The sequence below is a fragment of the Brevibacillus brevis genome (assembly GCF_031583145.1).
Lineage (GTDB): Bacteria > Bacillota > Bacilli > Brevibacillales > Brevibacillaceae > Brevibacillus > Brevibacillus brevis_E.
This window is the reverse complement of the sequence record NZ_CP134050.1, coordinates 4,602,321-4,620,265: the sequence shown is the minus strand read 5'-3', so window position 1 is coordinate 4,620,265 and position 17,945 is coordinate 4,602,321. Positions and strand designations below refer to the sequence as shown.

The window sequence follows — 17,945 nt, the reverse complement described above, 5'->3', positions numbered from 1 at the left end:
GAATCAACATGAATCAAGCAATTGCCTTGAAAGGGACGGCTATTGTGGACGGGCAGGCGATCGAAAACGCACTGGTCGTCGCAGTGGACGGATCGATCCAGTACGCGGGCGACGCAGATGCGTATACGGGAAGCTTGCCTGAAGAGATCATCGAAGCAGGCGACGGATGGATCTGCCCGGGCTTTGTCGATATGCACATGCACGGCATCGAAGGTCACGATACGATGGACGGCACGCCCGAATCGCTTCAGTCCATCTCACGCGCATTGACGCGATTTGGGGTCACGGCTTTTTTGGCGACGACCATGACGGCTCCATACGCGCAGCTGGAGACCGTGCTGCAAAACATCGCCCGAAACAGCCGGGCAGGACTGCCGGGTGCAGAGGTCGCCGGCATCCACCTGGAAGGGCCGTGGATCAATCCGCGCTATAAAGGAGCACAAAAAGAAGAAAATATTGCCTTGCCAAAGCTGGAGGAAGTACGACGGCTGTACGAGCTGGCAGACGGCTTGATCAAAGTCGTCACGATCGCGCCCGAGCAGCCGGAAGCGCTTGAGGCGATCGCCTGGCTGAAGGAGCGAGGCGTCGTCGTATCGGCCGGGCACACGGGTGCGACCTTTGCCCAGGCGGCAGACGCGGTCGATGCCGGCGTTCGCCATTTCACTCACTGCTTCAATGCCATGACCGGCCTGCATCATCGCGAGCCCGGCGTGGTGGGAGCCGCGATGTACCACGAGCAGCTGAGCACGGAGCTGATCGCGGACGGCATCCATGTGCACCCGGCCGTCATGAAAATACTGTACCGGGTGAAATCGGCGGGCAAGCTCGCGCTGGTCAGCGACTCCATGCGCGCGGCTGCTTTGGGGGACGGGTCCTACGATCTGGGCGGCCAGGAAGTGCACGTCCACGGAGCGGAAGCCAAGCTCGCAGACGGGACGCTGGCAGGGAGCATCTTGACCTTGAACCGAGCCGTGGGCAACATGGTGACCTTGAGCGGCGTGCCCGTGCCGGAAGCTGTGGAGATGGCCTCTCTCACTCCGGCGACGATCCTCGGCATCGCTGATCGCAAAGGCCGTCTGGCAGCAGGCTTTGATGCGGACATCGTCGTGCTTGGCAAAGATTTTACGGTGCAGTCGACCTTTGTGGCCGGGAAGGAAGTTTATCGCGCCGGACAGGCTTGAACAGGCAGGAAGAAAAAACAAGGCAGTCTAAACGGCGACGTTTAGGCTGCCTTTTTGCTTGGGTCCATTTGCCGCGGTAGAATCCCCTCCAGCAATTTCTTTTACACGAACCGAACAGAAAGCCTTGACAGATTTTTTTCTGCGGGAGTATAGTGAAATCAAACATGGAACCGGTTACACATGAATGACGTCCTCGATCATTCACTTTTTTGGGAGGATGTGTAACCGGTTACACATAAGAGAGTCGGTGAAACAGGCATGGCGACTATTCGGGACGTAGCCAAGCTGGCGGGGGTCTCCGTAGCTACGGTATCACGGGTCCTCAACAAAAACGGATACGTCAACAAGGATACAGAGCAAAAGGTCGCGAGGGCGATCGAACAGCTCAACTACGAGCCGAATGCGGTGGCGCGAGGGCTGGCGGGGAAGCAGACAGGGACGATCGCCCTCATCCTGCCCGATATCGCCAACCCGTTTTTTCCCGAGATCGCCAGGGGCGTGGAAGACGTCGCGAAGCAGCACGGCTTTACGGTCATCCTGTGCAACTCGGACGATCAGGGACAAAAGGAACGCTCGTACATCGAGATGCTGCGAAAAAAATACATCGACGGCATCATCTTCGCGTCCAACACGCTGGGCCAGGACGACGTCGAGCAGATGCATCGGAACAACATCCCGCTCGTGGTGCTGGACCGGGCGCCGACTAGGCAATCGTGCAGCGTCATCCGCTCCCGCAACTACGAGGGAGCCAAGCTGGCTGTCCGGCACCTTCTCGAGCTCGGCTGCAAAAAGATCGCCCATATCTACGGGCCTCAGGAGCTGATTACCGCCAAAAAGCGGATGCTCGGCTACGAAGAGTCGGTGCTCCACTTTCCGTGGTACACGCCCAGCCTGATGGTGCCGGGGCACTTCCGGATGGACGGCGGGCTGGCGGCTGTAAAAGAGCTGTTTGCCAAGCATCCCGACGTGGACGGAATCTTTTGCGGCAATGACCTGATGGCAATCGGCGCGCTGAAAGGGCTCTACCAGATGGGCGTGCGCGTTCCGGAAGACGTGGCGTTGATCGGCTTTGACGGCATCAGCCTGACGGAAATTACCCAGCCGGAGCTGTCCACGGTCGCGCAGCCGAACTATGACATGGGCTCTCTGGCCGCCAAAGTCCTGATCGAGAAGATCGAATCAGGCGTCACGGAAGCCAGGCTGTACGAATTGGACGTGGAATTGATCGTCCGGGATTCCACGAGACGGTAAAAGGAGAGAGAACACGTGAAAAAAACGCCACAGGTTGTCGTTATCGGCAGTTTGAATATGGATCTCGTCGTCGAGGCGGATCGTCCGCCGCAAATGGGCGAGACCGTTCAAGGAAATCAGGTCCACTTTATCCCGGGGGGAAAGGGCGCCAACCAGGCCGTAGCTTCGGCCCGTCTGGGAGCGAAAACAGCGATGCTTGGCGCGGTTGGCGGCGATGCCTTCGGCGGAGAGCTGCTGTCTGCGCTGAAGCAGGAAGGCATCGACATGGAAGCGGTCAAAACCTTGGCGGACATCCACACCGGCATCGCCTCGATCGTGCTGTCCCAGGGAGACAACCAGATCATCTTCGTCGCCGGGGCCAACGGGCAGGTCACACCGGCCGACATCGACCTCTTTGAACAGAAGATCGCCCAGGCTGACGTCGTCCTCCTGCAGCTGGAAATCCCGCTGGAGACGGTAGTGTACGCCGCTGCCAAGGCGAAGGAGCTGGGCAAGACCGTCGTCCTCAACCCGGCACCGGCTCGCGTACTGCCGGACGAGCTCTTGCGGAATGTGGATGTGCTCATCCCAAACGAGTCCGAGCTCTACCTGCTGGCCCAGACCGGAGCAGATGCGAAGCTGGAAGAGGCGATGACAGCCTTGCTGCAAAAAGGGGTAGGCACCGTCGTGACGACGTTGGGCTCCAAAGGGGCCGCTTATCTGACGGCGCAAGGCGAATCCGGCTCAGTCCCATGCCACCGGGTGACCGTGGTCGACACGACAGGTGCGGGAGATTCCTTCAATGCCGGATTTTCCTACGCGCTGGCCAGCGGAGCCGCAGTAGGCGATGCAGTGGCATTCGCAACCAAAGTGGCAGCGCTTGCCGTAACCAAGCTCGGCGCGCAAGCAGGCATGCCGACCCTCGCACAAGTTGAGGAATTCACCGCAGAGTAGGGGGAGCATCATGAAAAAACTAGGCATTTTGAATAGCGAAATCTCGTCGGTCATCAGCCGGCTGGGACATACGGACCGGATCGTCATTTGCGACGCCGGCCTGCCGATTCCGGATCAGGTGACCCGCATCGATCTGGCTGTCGTTCCCGGGCTGCCCTCGTTTTTTGACGTGCTGGAAGCGGTTTTGACCGAGATGCAGGTCGAACGGGCGATATTCGCCGATGAGCTGAAGACGGCTCAGCCCGCGGCGCTGGCCCGCCTGGAAGGGACATTGGCGGGAGCGGATCTGTCCAGCGTCGGTCACGAAGAGTTCAAAGAGCTGACGAAAGAAGCCAAAGCCATCATTCGCACGGGCGAGTGCACGCCCTATGCGAATGTGATCCTGCAAGCAGGCGTGACGTTCTAAAAACGCATAGCGAAGGGAGGGAGAGTACATGTCAGCATTCCTATTGGAGATGAAAGGAATCAGCAAGTCGTTCCCGGGGGTCAAGGTGCTGAGCGATGTCCAGCTGAACCTGAAGGGCGGCGAGCTGGTCGCCTTGATGGGGGAGAATGGAGCAGGCAAATCCACGCTGATGAAAATCCTCGGGGGCATTTACGAGCGGGATGCGGGAACGATCGTCGTCAAAGGCGAGGTGCAGGAGAAAATGACGCCTGACATCGCTGCCAGCCGCGGGATTGCGATCATCCACCAGGAGTTGAACCTGATTCCGCATCTGACCGTCATGGAAAACATTTTTCTGGGCCGCGAGTATACGTACGGCAAGTCGGGGTTCGTCAACTGGGGCAGGATGCGGAAGGAGACGAAGCGCTGGCTGGACCAGCTGGCGATCAGCCTTGATCCCGATACGCCGGTCGGCGAGTTGTCCGTCGGGCAGCAGCAGATGATCGAGATCGCGAAAGCGCTTTCGATGCAGGCAGACATTCTCGTTTTGGACGAGCCGACAGCGGCCTTGACCAATCGGGAAATCGACGCCCTGTTCGAAGTAATCGCGTCGCTCAAGGAAAAGGGCGTCGGCATGATCTACATCTCGCACCGGATGGAGGAAATTTTCCAGGTGAGCGACCGGATCACGGTGCTTCGCGATGGCCAATACGTGGGAACGGTCGAGACCGCTCATACCGATATGGATGAACTGGTGAAAATGATGGTCGGCCGCGAAATCACCGACCGCTTCCCGAAAGCAGACGTCAAGTGGGGCGAAGAGCGGCTGCGCGTCGAGCATTTGAGCGTCAAAGGCAAGCTGTCGGACATCTCGTTTACCGTGAAAAGCGGCGAGATCGTCGGAGTGGCCGGCCTGATGGGCGCGGGGCGCACGGAGATGGCCAAAGCGCTGTTCGGTCTGGAGAAGGTACGGGAAGGGCAAATTTACGTGGACGGAAAGCCCATTCGTGTCACGAAGCCGATCGACGCCATCTCGGCCGGGATCGCCCTCGTGACGGAGGACCGCAAAGAGGAAGGGCTGGTTCTTTCGCTCTCGGTGCGGGAAAACATCTCCTTGCCCAATCTGGAGAAAGTCTCGTCGCTGGGCGTCATGCAGCCAGGCAAGGAGCAGGCGCTGGCAGACGACGCGATTTCCCGCCTGTTCATCAAGACGGCTGGCGGGGAGCAGATCGTGGGATCGCTGTCCGGCGGGAATCAGCAAAAGGTCGTCATCGGCAAATGGCTGGCGACCCGACCGAAAATCCTGATCTTGGACGAGCCGACGCGCGGGGTGGACATCGGCGCGAAAAAGGAAATTTACGACATCATGAATCGACTCGCGCAGGAAGGGGTGGCCATCCTGATGATCTCATCGGAGCTGCCGGAGGTACTGGGAATGAGCGACCGCGTGCTGGTGATGCACGAAGGCCGCATCACCGGTGAGTTTACCCGCGAGGAAGCTACACAGGAATTGATTATGTATGCGGCGACGGGAGGGACTAGCCATGCGGTTTAAAGTTTTGCAGAAAATGGGCCCGCTTCTCGGGCTCGCCTTGATCGTCATCGTCCTGTCCATCATCAACAGCGACTTCTTGACCATCAGCAATATTTTCAACGTGTTACGCCAAATTTCTATCAACGCGCTGATAGCCTTCGGGATGACCTTCGTCATTCTTACTGGCGGGATCGACCTGTCTGTCGGCTCCATGCTGGCCCTCTCCAGCGCCATTACGGCCGGGTTGATGACCGGGGGCATGGACACCTGGCTCGCCGTCTTGATCGGCCTGCTCGCCGGTGTGGTCATGGGGGCGATCAACGGCGTGATTGTCGCGAAAGGAAAAGTTGCTCCGTTTATCGGGACTTTGGCGACGATGACCGTTTTCCGCGGACTGACCCTCGTCTACACCGAGGGAAGACCGATTACCGGACTCAACCAGGACTTCGCCTTGCTGGGGAAAGGGTTCTTCCTGGAAATTCCGATGCCGGTCATCTGGATGCTCGTTTCTTTTGCCATTCTCTATTTCATCTTGCGCCATACGACTTTCGGGCGGCATGTATACGCGCTCGGTAGCAACGAGGAAGCGACCAAGCTGTCGGGCATCAGCACAGGCAAGGTAAAAGTGCTGGTCTATTCGATCAGCGGTCTGTTCGCGGCACTCAGCGGGATCATCCTTACTTCCCGCCTGAACTCGGCCCAACCAACTGCAGGGACATCCTATGAGCTCGACGCGATCGCCGCAGTAGTTCTTGGCGGCACGAGCCTGTCCGGCGGGCGCGGCTGGATCGTCGGTACCTTGATTGGTGCGATGATCATCGGTGTGTTAGATAACGGTCTCAATCTGATGAACGTCTCCTCTTTCTACCAGTCGGTAGTCAAAGGGGCAGTCATTCTCATCGCAGTACTCTTGGACCGGTCTAAAGCAAATAAATAAAAACAGAGCAGAAATTAAGGAGGATGGAATCGCATGAAAAAGGTTTGGAAAATGGTGCTGGCTTCTTCGCTGGCGCTGGGGGTACTGGCAGGCTGTTCGACTTCTTCGAGTCTGGAAAACAAGGCGCCTGAGCAATCGGCAGGCAACGCAGGTGGAAACGCAGGCGGCAAAGTGACGATCGGCCTGGCTGTCTCCACATTGAATAACCCGTTCTTCGTCTCCTTGAAAGAAGGGGCGGAAAAAGCTGCAAAAGAAGCGGGCGCAGAGCTGCTCGTCGTAGACGCGCAGGATGACACCGCGAAACAAATCAGCGGCGTAGAGGACCTGATCCAGAAAAAAGTAAGTGTCATCATGATCAACCCGACCGACAGCGCGGCCATCGTGACGGCGGTGGAAGCAGCGAACAAGGCCAACATCCCGGTCATTACCGTTGACCGCGCGGCTGAAGGCGGAAAAGTGGTTTCCCACATCGCATCCGACAACGCAAAAGGCGGCAAAATGGCAGGCGACTTCATCCTGGAAAAACTCGGCGGCAAAGGCAACATCGTCGAGCTGCAAGGGATCGCGGGCACTTCCGCAGCGCGCGACCGCGGAAAAGGCTTCCACGAAGCTGTCGACAACAAAGATGGCGTAAAAGTGGTGGCTTCCCAGCCGGCTGACTTCGACCGTGCAAAAGGTCTGTCCGTCATGGAAAACATCCTGCAAGGAAACAAAGACATCCAGGCTGTATTCGCCCACAACGACGAAATGGCCCTGGGTGCGCTGCAAGCCATCGAAGCGGCAGGCAAAGACATCCTCGTCGTCGGCTTCGACGCTACGGACGATGCTGTCAAAGCTGTGAACGACGGAAAAATGGGCGCAACCGTCGCCCAAAAACCTGCTGCGATCGGGGAAACAGCTGTACAAACAGCACTGAAAGTCGCCAAAGGCGAGCAAGTCGATGCCAACATTCCGGTTGATCTGGAACTGGTGACGAAGAAGTAAGCTTGTTGGAAAGCAAATAGAAGAGCATGATTGAAAATACAGCCTCCGCTTGAGTCGTTCAAGCGGAGGTTTTTTACTGTGTGCACGGCCATCACGCGGCTGCTTAGGCAACCGGCAGGCAGCCTGCTTTATGGCTCGGCCCAGTCCTCTGTATAAAATCGGATAATGTAACCATAATATAACAGCCTGTTTGATTTCAAAACGTACAGAGGAGCAGAAGACGATGAAAAACAAACGATGGCTGGCGATTCTGTTAACTTTTGCGCTTATATTTACCATGACGTCCGAAATAGGATCCGTGCAAGCGAAGGAGGGCGGGAAGAAGGATCCGGTTTGCCTAAGTCCCAAAATGGTGCAGCTGAAAACGGATATGCAGAAGGTTTGGATCGACCATACCATATGGACCAGAAGCTATATTGTCAGCGCCATATCGAACCGTGCAGATCAAAAGGACGTATTGGACCGGCTTTTGCGGAACCAGCAGGACATCGGGAATGTGATCAAGCCTTATTACGGGGAAGCCGCCGGCAATAAGCTGGCTGATCTTCTGAGAGAGCATATTCTCATCGCAGGGAAAATTGTGGCGGCTGCCAAAGCGGGCAATCAGGCGGATGTGAAAAAGCTGGAGGCGGATTGGCATAGAAACGCCGACGATATCGCCAAATTTTTAAGCGCAGCAAATCCGAACTGGCCGTTTAAAACCCTGCAAGATATGCTGTATACCCACCTTCAGCTCATTACGGAAATTGTCGTTGCCTGCCTCAAAGGAGACTGGAAAGCGGATATTGCCGCAACCGACAAAAACGAGATCCATATGATTCATTTGGCGGACATCCTGACAGACGGCATCGTCAAACAGTTTCCGGAAAAATTTTAAGCGAAGGCAGGGGCGATCCTTTCAAGCTCCGCTGCGAGCCTTCCCGGTCTTCATAAAAGAAGAGGGAAGGCTTCTTCTTTTAGGAGAATGGAAGCGGATGGAACCCAGTTGCAGCTACTCTGCCCCCAGCTCCTTCCACAAGGGAATGGGAGCACATGCTAGCTGTTTTGCAAATATTCGAGAATATCGTCGTACAAGCCGCTTTGATTGGCGTAGGTCGCGTAGTTTTTCGCCGTGTTGAGCCACTCGATGGTAGAGGGCTTGACGACTCGCAGCGCATTGATCAGGTCATCCGTCGTGACGGGAACGATTTTTCCGGTCGCCATGGCCCTCTTGATCGCGCTCTCGCTGGCAATGTCGCAGACCGCCTTCAGATCGGCCCCGGAGTAGCGATTCGTCTGATGGGCGATGGATTGGTAATCGATCGCTTCCGCCGGTTTGCCTTTCATGTGCAGCTGGAGAATTTCCGTACGCGCTTCGAGATCGGGAGGCGGAATGAAGAGAATGCGGTCGAAGCGGCCCGGCCTGCGCAGCGCCGAGTCTACGAACCACGGGGTATTGGTCGCGCCGATGACGAGCAGGTTGCGATTGTTGTTTTGTGTGCTGTCCATCTCGACCAGCAGCTGGTTGGTCAAGATCCGGCTGGTGCTGTTCTGCATGTTGTGACGGTTGCCGCCAATAGCGTCGATTTCGTCGATAAATACGACAGAGGGCGTACGCAGGCGGGCCTTTTCAAAGATCTCGTGCAAATTCTTTTCGCTTTCCCCGATGTACATGTCGAGGATATCGGTAATGGCCATGGTGGTAAAATGGGCCTGACATTCGCCGGCCGTCGCCTTGGCGATGAATGTCTTCCCGCAGCCGGGAGGGCCGTATAGCAAGATCCCGCCTCCTGCGCTTTTGCCGTACGCTTGGAACAGCTCGGGATTCTGCATGGGAAAAATGATGTTGACCCGGATGTTTTCCTTTACACGCTCCATGCCGCCGATATCCGCAAACGTGATCGTGGGGCGGACGAACGTGTCGTGGCGCCGATGTGCATCCAGCTCGACCACCTTTAATTTGACCTTGCCGTTGTCCGTTACGGTGAGGAGCTCCTAATGGTAGTCTTCCTCGGCCAAGTCGGGGTCCGGACCGATCGCCTCCTGATACGACCGGAGAGCCTCTTCATAGTCTCCAGCGGCGTAGCGGCATTTGGAGAGCACGAAGAGTCCGTAAGCCCAGGGCGGCTCGTTTTCCAGCAAATCCAGTGCCGTCTCGTGCCATTCCAGCTCCAGCTTCCTCGTAGCGCTCCATAGCATCCAGGATCGTGCCCATAAAGGCGTGGTAGGTCGGATTTTCTGCGTCCAGTTCCAGGAGCCTTCCGGCAATTTCCCGCGCTTCCTCATTCCTTTTCAATTTGCGGTATGTACGACCGAGATAATAGAGGGCAGTCAGGTTGTTTGGATCGATGCTGAGCGCTGCCTTTACCGTTTCCAGCACCACTCGGTCTTCTCCAGGTCGTATAAAACTTCGATTTGTTTTTCCAGCTTGTAGAGACTTTTTTCCTGCAAGCTATCTGCTTCCGCCACTCTATCCCTCCTTTCCCCCATCTGTTTTCTCTAGCGAACCGGTTCTCCCGATTCGCCTATTTTTTGATTATCGGATAAATAATGGAAAATAGTAACAGCTCGTTGCGAAAAAAAAAGAAGCCTCTCGTCTCCGTACGTCTTCGCGGGGAGGAAAGGCTTGTGGCAATGCGTATTATTCGGCTTCCTTTTTCTTCAGCAAATCCAGCACCCATTCGCACCAGAGGATGTCTTCTTTCATCCGGCGGCGCCCCCAGGACAATAGAATATAGTCGCTAAAGGCAGGGTGATCCGGATGGTCGGGCTTTCCGTCCAGCTGCTGCTCCATTTCCGACATGATGTGCTCGTACATTTGCATTTGCTCCTGGCAGTGTTCGATCCTCTCCATGAACAGGTCGCGTGCTTTCTGATCGTCCGTGAGCTGCAGGCAGTACGCTTTCAATACGAGCTCGTCCCGGACGACCGGCTCGGCTGTCGGTTCTGCGAGCCACAGTTTCAGCGCAATTTCTCCTTTTTCCGTAATGGAATACACTTTTTTATCCGGCCGATCTGTCTGGTGAACACGGGTGAACTCCATGTACCCTTCTTGTTCCAGTTTGGCGAGAAGCGGGTAAATCTGACTGTGTTTGGCTTGCCAATAAGGTTGGAGCTGGAGCATCAAATCATAGCCGGAACTGGGTGTCCGGGCCACCAGCCCAAGAAGTCCATACGCGAGTGTATTCAATGGAAAAGGCCCCCTGACGTTCTGTCTCTCAAGACTATTATAGGAAGGGACAAGTAGCGAAGCAATACTCAGCATGACAGTACGTTTCCTAACGATTTCCTCTTGAAAGTCAAAGATGGTCAAACTATAATAAAGACATCGAAAGGTCAATGAAGGTCAAACGTAATGAGCGCCCGGCCTTTCGGGATGGCATCTCTATTTTTACCCATCCGCAGGGGCGCTACTCCAATTCATTCAATCGCTGTATAGGGGGTAAGAGTTTATGCAGTGTGAAGTATGCAAAGAACGCAACGCGACCGTGTTTTTGAATATACAAGTGCAAGGCAAACAGCAAAAGCATTATCTGTGCCATGAATGCCATTCCAAGCTTTCGAACAAAATCGGGATTGGCATGAATTTCGGCCCGTTCTCTTCGTTTTCCGGGCTGGATGACTTCCTGCAAGGGTTCGCGAAAGGCTCCATGAATCCGGGGGCACAGGCAGGCCCCACAGCTCCTGCCGCCGACCGTGGAGGCATCCTGGACGGCCTGGGACGCAATCTGAACGATGCGGCACGCGCCGGCCTGATCGATCCGGTTATCGGACGGGACAAAGAGATCGACCGCGTGATCGAGATCCTGAACCGCCGCGGCAAAAACAATCCGGTCCTGATCGGGGAGCCGGGGGTAGGGAAAACGGCGATTGCCGAAGGACTGGCCCTTCGCATCGTGGAAGGCAGTGTGCCGTCCAAGCTGAAGGACAAAATCGTGTATACGCTCGACGTGGCGTCGCTTGTCGCGGGCACCGGCATTCGCGGCCAGTTTGAAGAGAAAATGAAACAGGTCATCGCGGAGCTGCAAAGACGCAAAAACGTCATTCTGTTCATTGACGAGCTTCACCTGCTTGTCGGAGCGGGATCGGCCGAGGGCTCCATGGACGCAGGAAACATTCTGAAGCCTGCGTTGGCCCGCGGCGAGCTGCAGGTCATCGGGGCAACCACCTTGAAGGAATACCGCGTCATCGAGAAGGACGCGGCTCTGGAGCGCCGTTTCCAGCCGGTTATGGTCAAAGAGCCTACCGCCGAGGAAGCGATCATGATCTTGCAAGGGCTGCGTCCGAAGTACGAAGCGTACCACCAAGTGTCGTACCCGGACGAGGTAATCGCGGCTTGCGTGGAATACTCGCACCGTTACATCCAGGACCGCTTCCTGCCTGACAAGGCCATCGACCTGATGGACGAAGCGGGCTCCAAGATCAACCTCCGTGCGGTTACCGGGGACAAGGAGGAGCTGCAGGCGCGATTGAAGCAGATCGCCGCGCAAAAACAGGAGGCGACCCAGGCTGAGGACTACGAGCGTGCGGCCCAGCTGCGCGATGAAGAAGCAGGCATTCTCGAGCGGCTGGATAGGCTGGACAGCGAAGAAGCGCGCGCGGTCGTCCGCGTCGAGGACATTCAGGAAATCATCGAACAGAAGACAGGTATCCCGGTGAAAAAGCTGCAGCGGGACGAGCAGGCGAAAATGAAGCATCTCGCCGAGCATTTGCAGCAAAAGGTCATCGGCCAGACGGAGGCAGTCACACAGGTCGCCAAGGCGATCCGCCGCAGCCGCGCAGGTCTGAAGCCAAAGCACAGACCAATTGCTTCCTTCCTGTTCGTCGGTCCGACCGGCGTAGGGAAAACGGAGCTGACACGCGCATTGGCCGAGGAGCTGTTCGGCACACGCGACTCGATGATTCGTCTGGACATGAGCGAATACATGGAGAAGCATTCCGTCTCCAAACTGATCGGTTCTCCGCCAGGGTATGTCGGCCACGAGGAAGCCGGACAATTGACCGAGCGTGTCCGCCGCAATCCGTACAGCATCATCCTGCTGGATGAGATCGAGAAGGCACACCCGGACGTACAGCATATGTTCCTGCAAATCCTGGAGGACGGCCGACTGACCGACAGCCAAGGGCGCACCGTCACTTTCAAGGATAGCGTCATCATCGCGACGAGCAATGCGGGTGTGAGCGAGCGGAAAATTTCCGTCGGCTTCGGCGCCAAAGAACCCGAGCAAACGACTGTTCTCGATTCGCTGGGCGCTTATTTCCGACCAGAGTTTCTCAATCGTTTTGACGGGATCATCGCCTTCAACCATCTGCAAAAGGAAGACCTGGTGAAAATCGTGGATGTACTCATGCAGGATGTTATCGGCAGCCTGAAAGAGCAAGGCATGGAGCTGAGCATCACCGGCGAAGCGAAAGCGCTGCTGGCCGAAAAAGGATACCATCCGGCTTTCGGGGCAAGACCGCTGCGCCGGGTCATCCAGCAACACGTCGAAGACGGCATCGCCGATCTGCTCATGGACGAGGAAGAGGTCAAACGAATCCGTGTCGAAGTTGTCGACGATGCGATTCACGTGTCCAAGGAAGCCTAATAGAAGACACAGAGCCACAACCTTTGAAGAGGATTCGCGCATTAGCGAATCCTCTTTTTTTCTGCCCGTTGACACGAGTTTTCCCGAAGCCGGCCAGACCGAATGATCATCCTCCAGCGAGACGCCGCCTGCCCAAACTGTATCGGAACAGTTCGTCGATTTTCGCATGGAAGGGAGGGTGCCGGCCCTTTATGATAGAGGAAGGACTTCTGGTAAAGTTTGTCTGATCTGTCGAGAGGAGAATTCACGTATGTCCCAAACCAAGCAAGCCGTTGTCGCAGCGATTCTCAATGCCGTCATCGTCGGCCTGTCGTTCATTTTCGTAAAGATGGCGCTGACCGTCGCCGATCCGGTCGATACGCTGGCGCACCGTTTTACTTTGTCGTTTGTTGCGGCCTTGATTCCCGTTTTATCCGGCTGGGTGCGGCTTTCGATCAGGCCGAGAGAAATGGGGGCGCTTCTGCCGCTCGCAGTTCTGTATCCTGCGCTATTTTTTGCGCTGCAAGCGTTCGGCCTTCTTTATACGACTTCGTCCGAGGCAGGGATCATTCAGGCGACCGTTCCGATCTTTACGCTGCTCTTGGCCAGCTGGTTTTTAAAGGAGACGTCGTCTTGGCTGCAAAAAGCATCTACCCTGTTGTCCGTGGCGGGCGTCGTGTTTATTTTTCTCATGAAGGGCGCTTCGTTCGGGGGAAACGCCCTCGGGACCGTTCTGATCCTTCTGTCGGCCCTGTCCATGTCCGGTTACAGCGTGCTGGCGAGAAGGCTTACGAGGTCGTTTCATTTTATTGACATGACATTTGCGGTCGCGCTCATCGGATTTTTGTTCTTCAACGTCTGGGCAGTCGCCCGTCACCTGGCGGACGGCACGTGGGGGCAGTTTTTTGAACCGTTTCAGCATCCGCGCTTCGTCGTCTCGATTTTGTTCCTCGGCATTTTATCGTCGCTCGTCACTTCGTTTCTGAACAATTTCGCGCTGGCGAAGATGGAGGCGTCCAGGCTGAGCGTCCTGGGCAATTTGTCGACGCTGGTCACCGTTGTGGCGGGAGTAGTGTTTCTGCAAGAGAGCCTGGCTTACTACCATGTGGTTGGAGCGGTCTTGATCGTGGCAGGGGTAATCGGGACGAACTACTTCGGTATGAAATCGGGGAAACGGAAAGCCGAGGAGGCTTCTGGATCGATATAAGAAAAGACGCATAAAAAAGCCGGGCCTATCGTCATGCGACTGCCCGGCTGCTTTTGTACGGAAGTCCGCCTTTGGATCGAGGAAAAATTGAAGCGAGTACGGGTGAAACTGTTTACAAAACCGAACATATTCGATATAGTAACCTAGATTGCTATGAGTATTATGACATATGGTGAGATGACCGAATGAAAACTATCATACAGCTGGATACAATCGAAAAAAGATTCGCCGAGGCCGTCGTAGTCCCGCCGCTTTCCCTTTCCATCGAAGAAGGGGAGTTTTTGACGTTGCTCGGTCCGAGCGGCTGCGGCAAGACAACCCTTTTGCGGATGATCGCCGGCTTCGAGGAACCGACGGCAGGGGACATTTTCCTGGACGGCAAACCGCTGGGGAGCGTGCCTCCCTATCAGCGCGACATGAACATGGTGTTTCAGCAGTATGCGCTGTTTCCGCACATGAATGTGGAGCAGAACATCCTGTTCGGGCTGAAAATGAAGAAAGTGAACGCAGCCGAGCAGAAGCGGCGGCTGGAAGAAGTGCTGGGGTACGTCCAATTGACGGAGCTGAGAAAGCGCACGCCGAAGCAGCTGTCCGGCGGCCAGCAGCAACGGGTGGCCATCGCCCGCGCCATCGTCAACAACCCGCGCGTGCTGCTGTTGGACGAGCCTCTCGGAGCGCTTGACTACCAATTGCGAAAAAGCTTGCAGCTCGAGCTAAAAAACTTGCAGAAAAACCTGGGAATTACGTTTATTTACGTAACGCATGACCAGGAAGAGGCGATGGCGATGTCAGATCGGATCGCCGTCATGAACAAGGGCCGGATCGAGCAGATCGCCTCGCCGGCAGAGATTTACAACAAGCCGCAGACGCTGTTTGTCGCGACCTTCATCGGGGAGAACAACATTTTTCGCCAAGGCGACACCTGCAGCGCCGTGCGTCCGGAGAAGATCAAATTGTATCGGACCGACTCCGATGCCACCGAGCACCGCTGCACGGGGACGATTACCGATGCGGTATTCCTGGGCAACCTGCGGAAGGTGTTTATCCGTCTGGACGGACAGGATATGACGGTCATGGCCCACCAATATGCGGGCAACGGCCTCGACTGGCAGGTGGACGACCGCGTGGCGATCGGCTGGTCACAGGCAGACGAGGTGATTTTGCCTTGCTAAACAAAAAGCCGGTCAAAATCCTTGCGCTTCCGGCCCTTGTGTGGCTCTTTGCGCTCTTCGTCGTGCCGATGCTGCTGATCGCTGTCCTTTCCTTTTTAAAAAGAGGAACGTACGGACAAGTTGTCTACGAGTTTACGATGAACAACTACATTCGCATTCTCGATCCATTGTACGGGCAAATCTTTTGGGATACGCTCGTCGTCGCGGTGCTGACCACGGTCCTGTCGATCTTGTTCGGTTATCCGCTAGCCTACTACATTTCCCGCCTGGATCGGTCGGTGCAGCAAATCTGGCTGCTTCTTGTGATGATCCCGTTCTGGATCAACTTTCTGGTCCGTTCGTACGCCTGGGTGATCATCCTGCGATCCCAGGGGGTCGTCAACACGATTCTGGAGTCGCTCGGCCTCATTACGGAGCCGCTTCCGCTCCTGTACAATTCCGGTTCGGTGCTGCTGGGGATGGTCTACACGCTCGTACCGTTTATGGTATTGCCGATCTATGTTTCGCTGGAGCAGATGGATCGCCGCAAGCTCGAAGCCGCTTACGACCTGGGTGCTACGCCGTGGAAAGCGTTTTGGCACGTGACGCTGCCGATGACGAAGTCCGGAGTCGTGACAGGATCCATTCTCGTCTTTGTCTCGTCGATCGGGATGTTCGTCGTGCCGGACGTGATGGGAGGAGCGAAGTCCGCCCTGATCGGAAACGTGATCCAGAACCAGTTCTTGTCGGCGCGTGACTGGCCGTTTGGCTCTGCCTTGTCCATCGTGCTGATGCTCCTGTCCATGCTGCTCATTCTCCTGTACTTCCGGGCTACGAAAGCCAGCGAGACGAAGGAGGGAGCCGCATGAAAACATGGCGCAGACACACGCTGACCGGGTACTCCTGGCTCATGCTGGTCTTTCTGTATTTGCCGATCGCCATCCTGATGATCTACTCGTTCAACGACTCGCGAATCAATGCCGTCTGGAGCGGGTTTACATGGAAATGGTACCTTTCGTTATTCGACAACAGGCAAGTCATGCAGGCGCTGGGCAACAGCCTCAGCATCGGAATCATCAGCAGCGTGCTGGCGACCGTCCTCGGTACGGCGGCTTCGCTGGCGGTCAAGCATTACTCCGCGCGCTGGAGGACGGTAGTAAACGGCCTCGTCTACTTGCCGATCGTCATCCCCGAAATCATGATGGGGCTGGCGCTGCTGGTCCTGTTCAGCCAGATTCACATGGAGCTGGGCAAGGCTACGCTGATCATGGCGCACGTCACGTTCAGCATGCCGTACGTGATGGTCATCATATCGGCACGGCTCGCCGATATGGGCAAGGAGCTCGAGGAAGCGGCCCAGGACCTGGGCGCCACTCCGTGGGAGACGCTCCGCTACGTGACACTCCCGCTGATCATGCCGGGGGTCGTGGCAGGCTTTCTCATGTCCTTTACCTTGTCGCTGGATGACTTCATCATTTCGTTCTTTGTGGCAGGGCCCAATTCGACGACGTTGCCGCTCTACATTTACGGCCTGGTCAAACGCGGCGTTTCGCCCGAGGTAAACGCTCTGTCTACTCTGCTGATTGCGAGCACCGTGCTGCTCGTGGTCGTCGCCGAGCTGTTCCGACGCAAGGATTCAAAAACTATCACATACTGATTTGGAGGTTGAGAGGAGAAAATGAAACGATTGAAGTCCCTCATGATCGGCGCTCTGTCCGCCGCACTCGCAGTTACGGTCGTAGGCTGTTCGTCTTCCTCGTCCGAGCAGAAGGAAGAGCAAGTGCTCAATATCTACAGCTGGGCCGACAACTTTGATCCGGATGTGATCAAAGACTTTGAACAAAAGTACAACGTCAAGGTCAACTACGACGTATACGGCAGCAACGAGGAAATGCTGGCGAAGATTCAGGCGGGCGCATCCGGCTACGACCTGATCCAGCCGTCCGACTACATGGTCGCGACGATGATCAAGCTGGGTCTGCTGGAAGAGCTGAACAAGGAAAACATTCCGAACATGAAAAACATGGTGTCCACGTTTACGACACCTCCGTTTGACCCGGACAACAAGCACTCCGTCGTCTATACGTGGGGCATTACGGGAATCGCCTACAACAAGAAGTTCGTGAAAGAGCCGCCTACGAGCTGGGCTGACTTGTGGAACGAAAAGTACAAGGACCGCGTGATTCTCCTGAACGACCCGCGCGAGGTCATGGGCATGGCGCTGATCAAGAACGGCTTCTCCAACAGCACTACGGACAAGGGCCAGCTGGAAAAGGCGTTCGGCGACCTCAAGACGCTCGTGCCGGGCGTCGTCGCGTTCGATACCGACAACATCAAGCAAAAGATGATCGCCGAAGAAGCATGGATCGGTACTGTCTGGTCCGGTGACGCCGCGTTCATCCACGCGCAAAATCCGGATGTCGAATACGTCATTCCGAAAGAAGGCGCTACGATCTGGGCAGACACTCTGGCCATCCCGAAAGGCGCCAAGCATAAGGAATTGGCGGAGAAGTTCATCGACTACCTGATGGACCCGCAGGTCAGCGTGAAAAACTACGAGTCCATCGGTTACAGCAACCCGAACGAGAAAGCATACCCGCTTCACAGCGAAGAATACCGCGCCAACAAAATGATCTTCCTCGACAAAGCCGACATCGACCGCGCCGAGTGGCTGGTAGACGTGGGGGACACCTTGCAGGAATACGACCGCTACTGGACAGAAATGAAGAGCGGCCGATAAAGGAAAACGAGACTGGACGATACTCCAGTCTCGTTTTTTTATTGGTATAGGCGGAAGCAGCGAGGGGAATGGCTGCCTCAGACCGGTGTTTCAGAT

At 56.1% G+C, this 17,945-nt stretch carries 17 protein-coding genes and 1 pseudogene; 14 read left to right on the top strand and 4 right to left on the bottom strand.

The features are described 5' to 3' along the window. Positions 1 to 8 precede the first annotated feature (8 nt). The 8 genes from nagA (at position 9) to RGB73_RS23015 (ending at position 8,082) form a co-directional block, all read left to right on the top strand. On the top strand, positions 9 to 1,181 hold the full coding sequence (gene nagA, locus RGB73_RS23050; protein WP_310765087.1) for an N-acetylglucosamine-6-phosphate deacetylase: 1,173 nt from the start codon (positions 9 to 11) through the stop codon (positions 1,179 to 1,181). 258 nt (positions 1,182 to 1,439) lie between these two features. Then, complete coding sequence (locus RGB73_RS23045; RefSeq protein ID WP_310765083.1) at positions 1,440 to 2,432, top strand: LacI family DNA-binding transcriptional regulator; 993 nt, start codon at positions 1,440 to 1,442, stop codon at positions 2,430 to 2,432. A 15-nt stretch (positions 2,433 to 2,447) separates the two neighbouring features. Further along, the gene (rbsK, locus tag RGB73_RS23040) at positions 2,448 to 3,365 is read left to right on the top strand and encodes a ribokinase (RefSeq protein ID WP_310765081.1); all 918 of its coding nucleotides are present in this window, start codon (positions 2,448 to 2,450) and stop codon (positions 3,363 to 3,365) included. Positions 3,366 to 3,375: 10 nt separating this feature from the next. Beyond that, positions 3,376 to 3,771, top strand: a complete 396-nt coding sequence (rbsD, locus tag RGB73_RS23035; RefSeq protein WP_310765079.1) for a D-ribose pyranase — start codon at positions 3,376 to 3,378, stop codon at positions 3,769 to 3,771. Between the two features lie 28 nt (positions 3,772 to 3,799). Further along, the gene (locus RGB73_RS23030; protein ID WP_310765077.1) at positions 3,800 to 5,305 is read left to right on the top strand and encodes a sugar ABC transporter ATP-binding protein; all 1,506 of its coding nucleotides are present in this window, start codon (positions 3,800 to 3,802) and stop codon (positions 5,303 to 5,305) included. Continuing rightward, the gene (locus tag RGB73_RS23025; RefSeq protein WP_310765076.1) at positions 5,295 to 6,221 is read left to right on the top strand and encodes an ABC transporter permease; all 927 of its coding nucleotides are present in this window, start codon (positions 5,295 to 5,297) and stop codon (positions 6,219 to 6,221) included. The genes RGB73_RS23030 and RGB73_RS23025 overlap by 11 nt, the downstream gene beginning before the upstream one ends. Positions 6,222 to 6,254: 33 nt before the next feature. Then, the gene (rbsB, locus tag RGB73_RS23020; RefSeq protein ID WP_310765075.1) at positions 6,255 to 7,205 is read left to right on the top strand and encodes a ribose ABC transporter substrate-binding protein RbsB; all 951 of its coding nucleotides are present in this window, start codon (positions 6,255 to 6,257) and stop codon (positions 7,203 to 7,205) included. Positions 7,206 to 7,428: 223 nt separating this feature from the next. Continuing rightward, positions 7,429 to 8,082 (top strand): glycosyltransferase, encoded by a 654-nt coding sequence (locus RGB73_RS23015; protein WP_310765074.1) that lies wholly within the window; start codon positions 7,429 to 7,431, stop codon positions 8,080 to 8,082. Between the two features lie 158 nt (positions 8,083 to 8,240). On the opposite strand, the gene RGB73_RS23010 is transcribed toward RGB73_RS23015, so the two are convergent. The 4 genes and pseudogenes from RGB73_RS23010 to RGB73_RS23000 all read right to left on the bottom strand — a co-directional run bounded on the left by RGB73_RS23010 (position 8,241) and on the right by RGB73_RS23000 (position 10,374). Further along, positions 8,241 to 9,137 (bottom strand): ATP-binding protein, encoded by an 897-nt coding sequence (locus RGB73_RS23010; RefSeq protein WP_310765073.1) that lies wholly within the window; start codon positions 9,135 to 9,137, stop codon positions 8,241 to 8,243. 42 nt (positions 9,138 to 9,179) lie between these two features. After that, positions 9,180 to 9,383 (bottom strand): hypothetical protein, encoded by a 204-nt coding sequence (locus RGB73_RS23005; RefSeq protein ID WP_310765070.1) that lies wholly within the window; start codon positions 9,381 to 9,383, stop codon positions 9,180 to 9,182. 73 nt (positions 9,384 to 9,456) lie between these two features. Continuing rightward, positions 9,457 to 9,564 (bottom strand): annotated as a pseudogene (locus RGB73_RS30660) (tetratricopeptide repeat protein); the annotation flags it as partial. A gap of 261 nt (positions 9,565 to 9,825) precedes the next feature. After that, the gene (locus RGB73_RS23000) at positions 9,826 to 10,374 is read right to left on the bottom strand and encodes a PadR family transcriptional regulator (RefSeq protein WP_310765069.1); all 549 of its coding nucleotides are present in this window, start codon (positions 10,372 to 10,374) and stop codon (positions 9,826 to 9,828) included. A 262-nt stretch (positions 10,375 to 10,636) separates the two neighbouring features. Between RGB73_RS23000 and RGB73_RS22995 the strand changes: the two genes are divergently transcribed. The 6 genes from RGB73_RS22995 to RGB73_RS22970 all read left to right on the top strand — a co-directional run bounded on the left by RGB73_RS22995 (position 10,637) and on the right by RGB73_RS22970 (position 17,849). Further along, the gene (locus RGB73_RS22995) at positions 10,637 to 12,772 is read left to right on the top strand and encodes an ATP-dependent Clp protease ATP-binding subunit (RefSeq protein WP_310765067.1); all 2,136 of its coding nucleotides are present in this window, start codon (positions 10,637 to 10,639) and stop codon (positions 12,770 to 12,772) included. 250 nt (positions 12,773 to 13,022) lie between these two features. Beyond that, positions 13,023 to 13,958, top strand: coding sequence for a DMT family transporter (locus RGB73_RS22990; protein ID WP_310765065.1), 936 nt, complete (start codon positions 13,023 to 13,025; stop codon positions 13,956 to 13,958). Between the two features lie 185 nt (positions 13,959 to 14,143). Then, positions 14,144 to 15,130: an ABC transporter ATP-binding protein gene (locus RGB73_RS22985; RefSeq protein ID WP_310765063.1), complete on the top strand. Its 987-nt coding sequence runs from the start codon at positions 14,144 to 14,146 to the stop codon at positions 15,128 to 15,130. Further along, entirely contained in the window at positions 15,124 to 15,978 is an 855-nt protein-coding gene (locus RGB73_RS22980) for an ABC transporter permease (protein ID WP_396136128.1), read from the top strand. The genes RGB73_RS22985 and RGB73_RS22980 overlap by 7 nt, the downstream gene beginning before the upstream one ends. Next, positions 15,975 to 16,766, top strand: a complete 792-nt coding sequence (locus RGB73_RS22975; RefSeq protein WP_310765061.1) for an ABC transporter permease — start codon at positions 15,975 to 15,977, stop codon at positions 16,764 to 16,766. Before RGB73_RS22980 ends, RGB73_RS22975 begins: the two co-directional genes overlap by 4 nt. A 21-nt stretch (positions 16,767 to 16,787) precedes the next feature. Then, positions 16,788 to 17,849 (top strand): polyamine ABC transporter substrate-binding protein, encoded by a 1,062-nt coding sequence (locus RGB73_RS22970; RefSeq protein WP_310765059.1) that lies wholly within the window; start codon positions 16,788 to 16,790, stop codon positions 17,847 to 17,849. Positions 17,850 to 17,945 lie beyond the last annotated feature (96 nt).

What these genes read in the sequence shown, in the direction of transcription:
- nagA (WP_310765087.1), top strand. Translation starts at nt 9, where the DNA reads ATGAATCAAGCAATTGCCTTGAAAGGGACGGCTATTGTGGACGGGCAG.
- RGB73_RS23045 (WP_310765083.1), top strand. Translation starts at nt 1,440, where the DNA reads ATGGCGACTATTCGGGACGTAGCCAAGCTGGCGGGGGTCTCCGTAGCT.
- rbsD (WP_310765079.1), top strand. Translation starts at nt 3,376, where the DNA reads ATGAAAAAACTAGGCATTTTGAATAGCGAAATCTCGTCGGTCATCAGC.
- RGB73_RS23030 (WP_310765077.1), top strand. Translation starts at nt 3,800, where the DNA reads ATGTCAGCATTCCTATTGGAGATGAAAGGAATCAGCAAGTCGTTCCCG.
- RGB73_RS23025 (WP_310765076.1), top strand. Translation starts at nt 5,295, where the DNA reads ATGCGGTTTAAAGTTTTGCAGAAAATGGGCCCGCTTCTCGGGCTCGCC.
- rbsB (WP_310765075.1), top strand. Translation starts at nt 6,255, where the DNA reads ATGAAAAAGGTTTGGAAAATGGTGCTGGCTTCTTCGCTGGCGCTGGGG.
- RGB73_RS23015 (WP_310765074.1), top strand. Translation starts at nt 7,429, where the DNA reads ATGAAAAACAAACGATGGCTGGCGATTCTGTTAACTTTTGCGCTTATA.
- RGB73_RS23005 (WP_310765070.1), bottom strand. Translation starts at nt 9,383, where the DNA reads ATGCTATGGAGCGCTACGAGGAAGCTGGAGCTGGAATGGCACGAGACG.
- RGB73_RS22995 (WP_310765067.1), top strand. Translation starts at nt 10,637, where the DNA reads ATGCAGTGTGAAGTATGCAAAGAACGCAACGCGACCGTGTTTTTGAAT.
- RGB73_RS22990 (WP_310765065.1), top strand. Translation starts at nt 13,023, where the DNA reads ATGTCCCAAACCAAGCAAGCCGTTGTCGCAGCGATTCTCAATGCCGTC.
- RGB73_RS22985 (WP_310765063.1), top strand. Translation starts at nt 14,144, where the DNA reads ATGAAAACTATCATACAGCTGGATACAATCGAAAAAAGATTCGCCGAG.
- RGB73_RS22975 (WP_310765061.1), top strand. Translation starts at nt 15,975, where the DNA reads ATGAAAACATGGCGCAGACACACGCTGACCGGGTACTCCTGGCTCATG.
- RGB73_RS22970 (WP_310765059.1), top strand. Translation starts at nt 16,788, where the DNA reads ATGAAACGATTGAAGTCCCTCATGATCGGCGCTCTGTCCGCCGCACTC.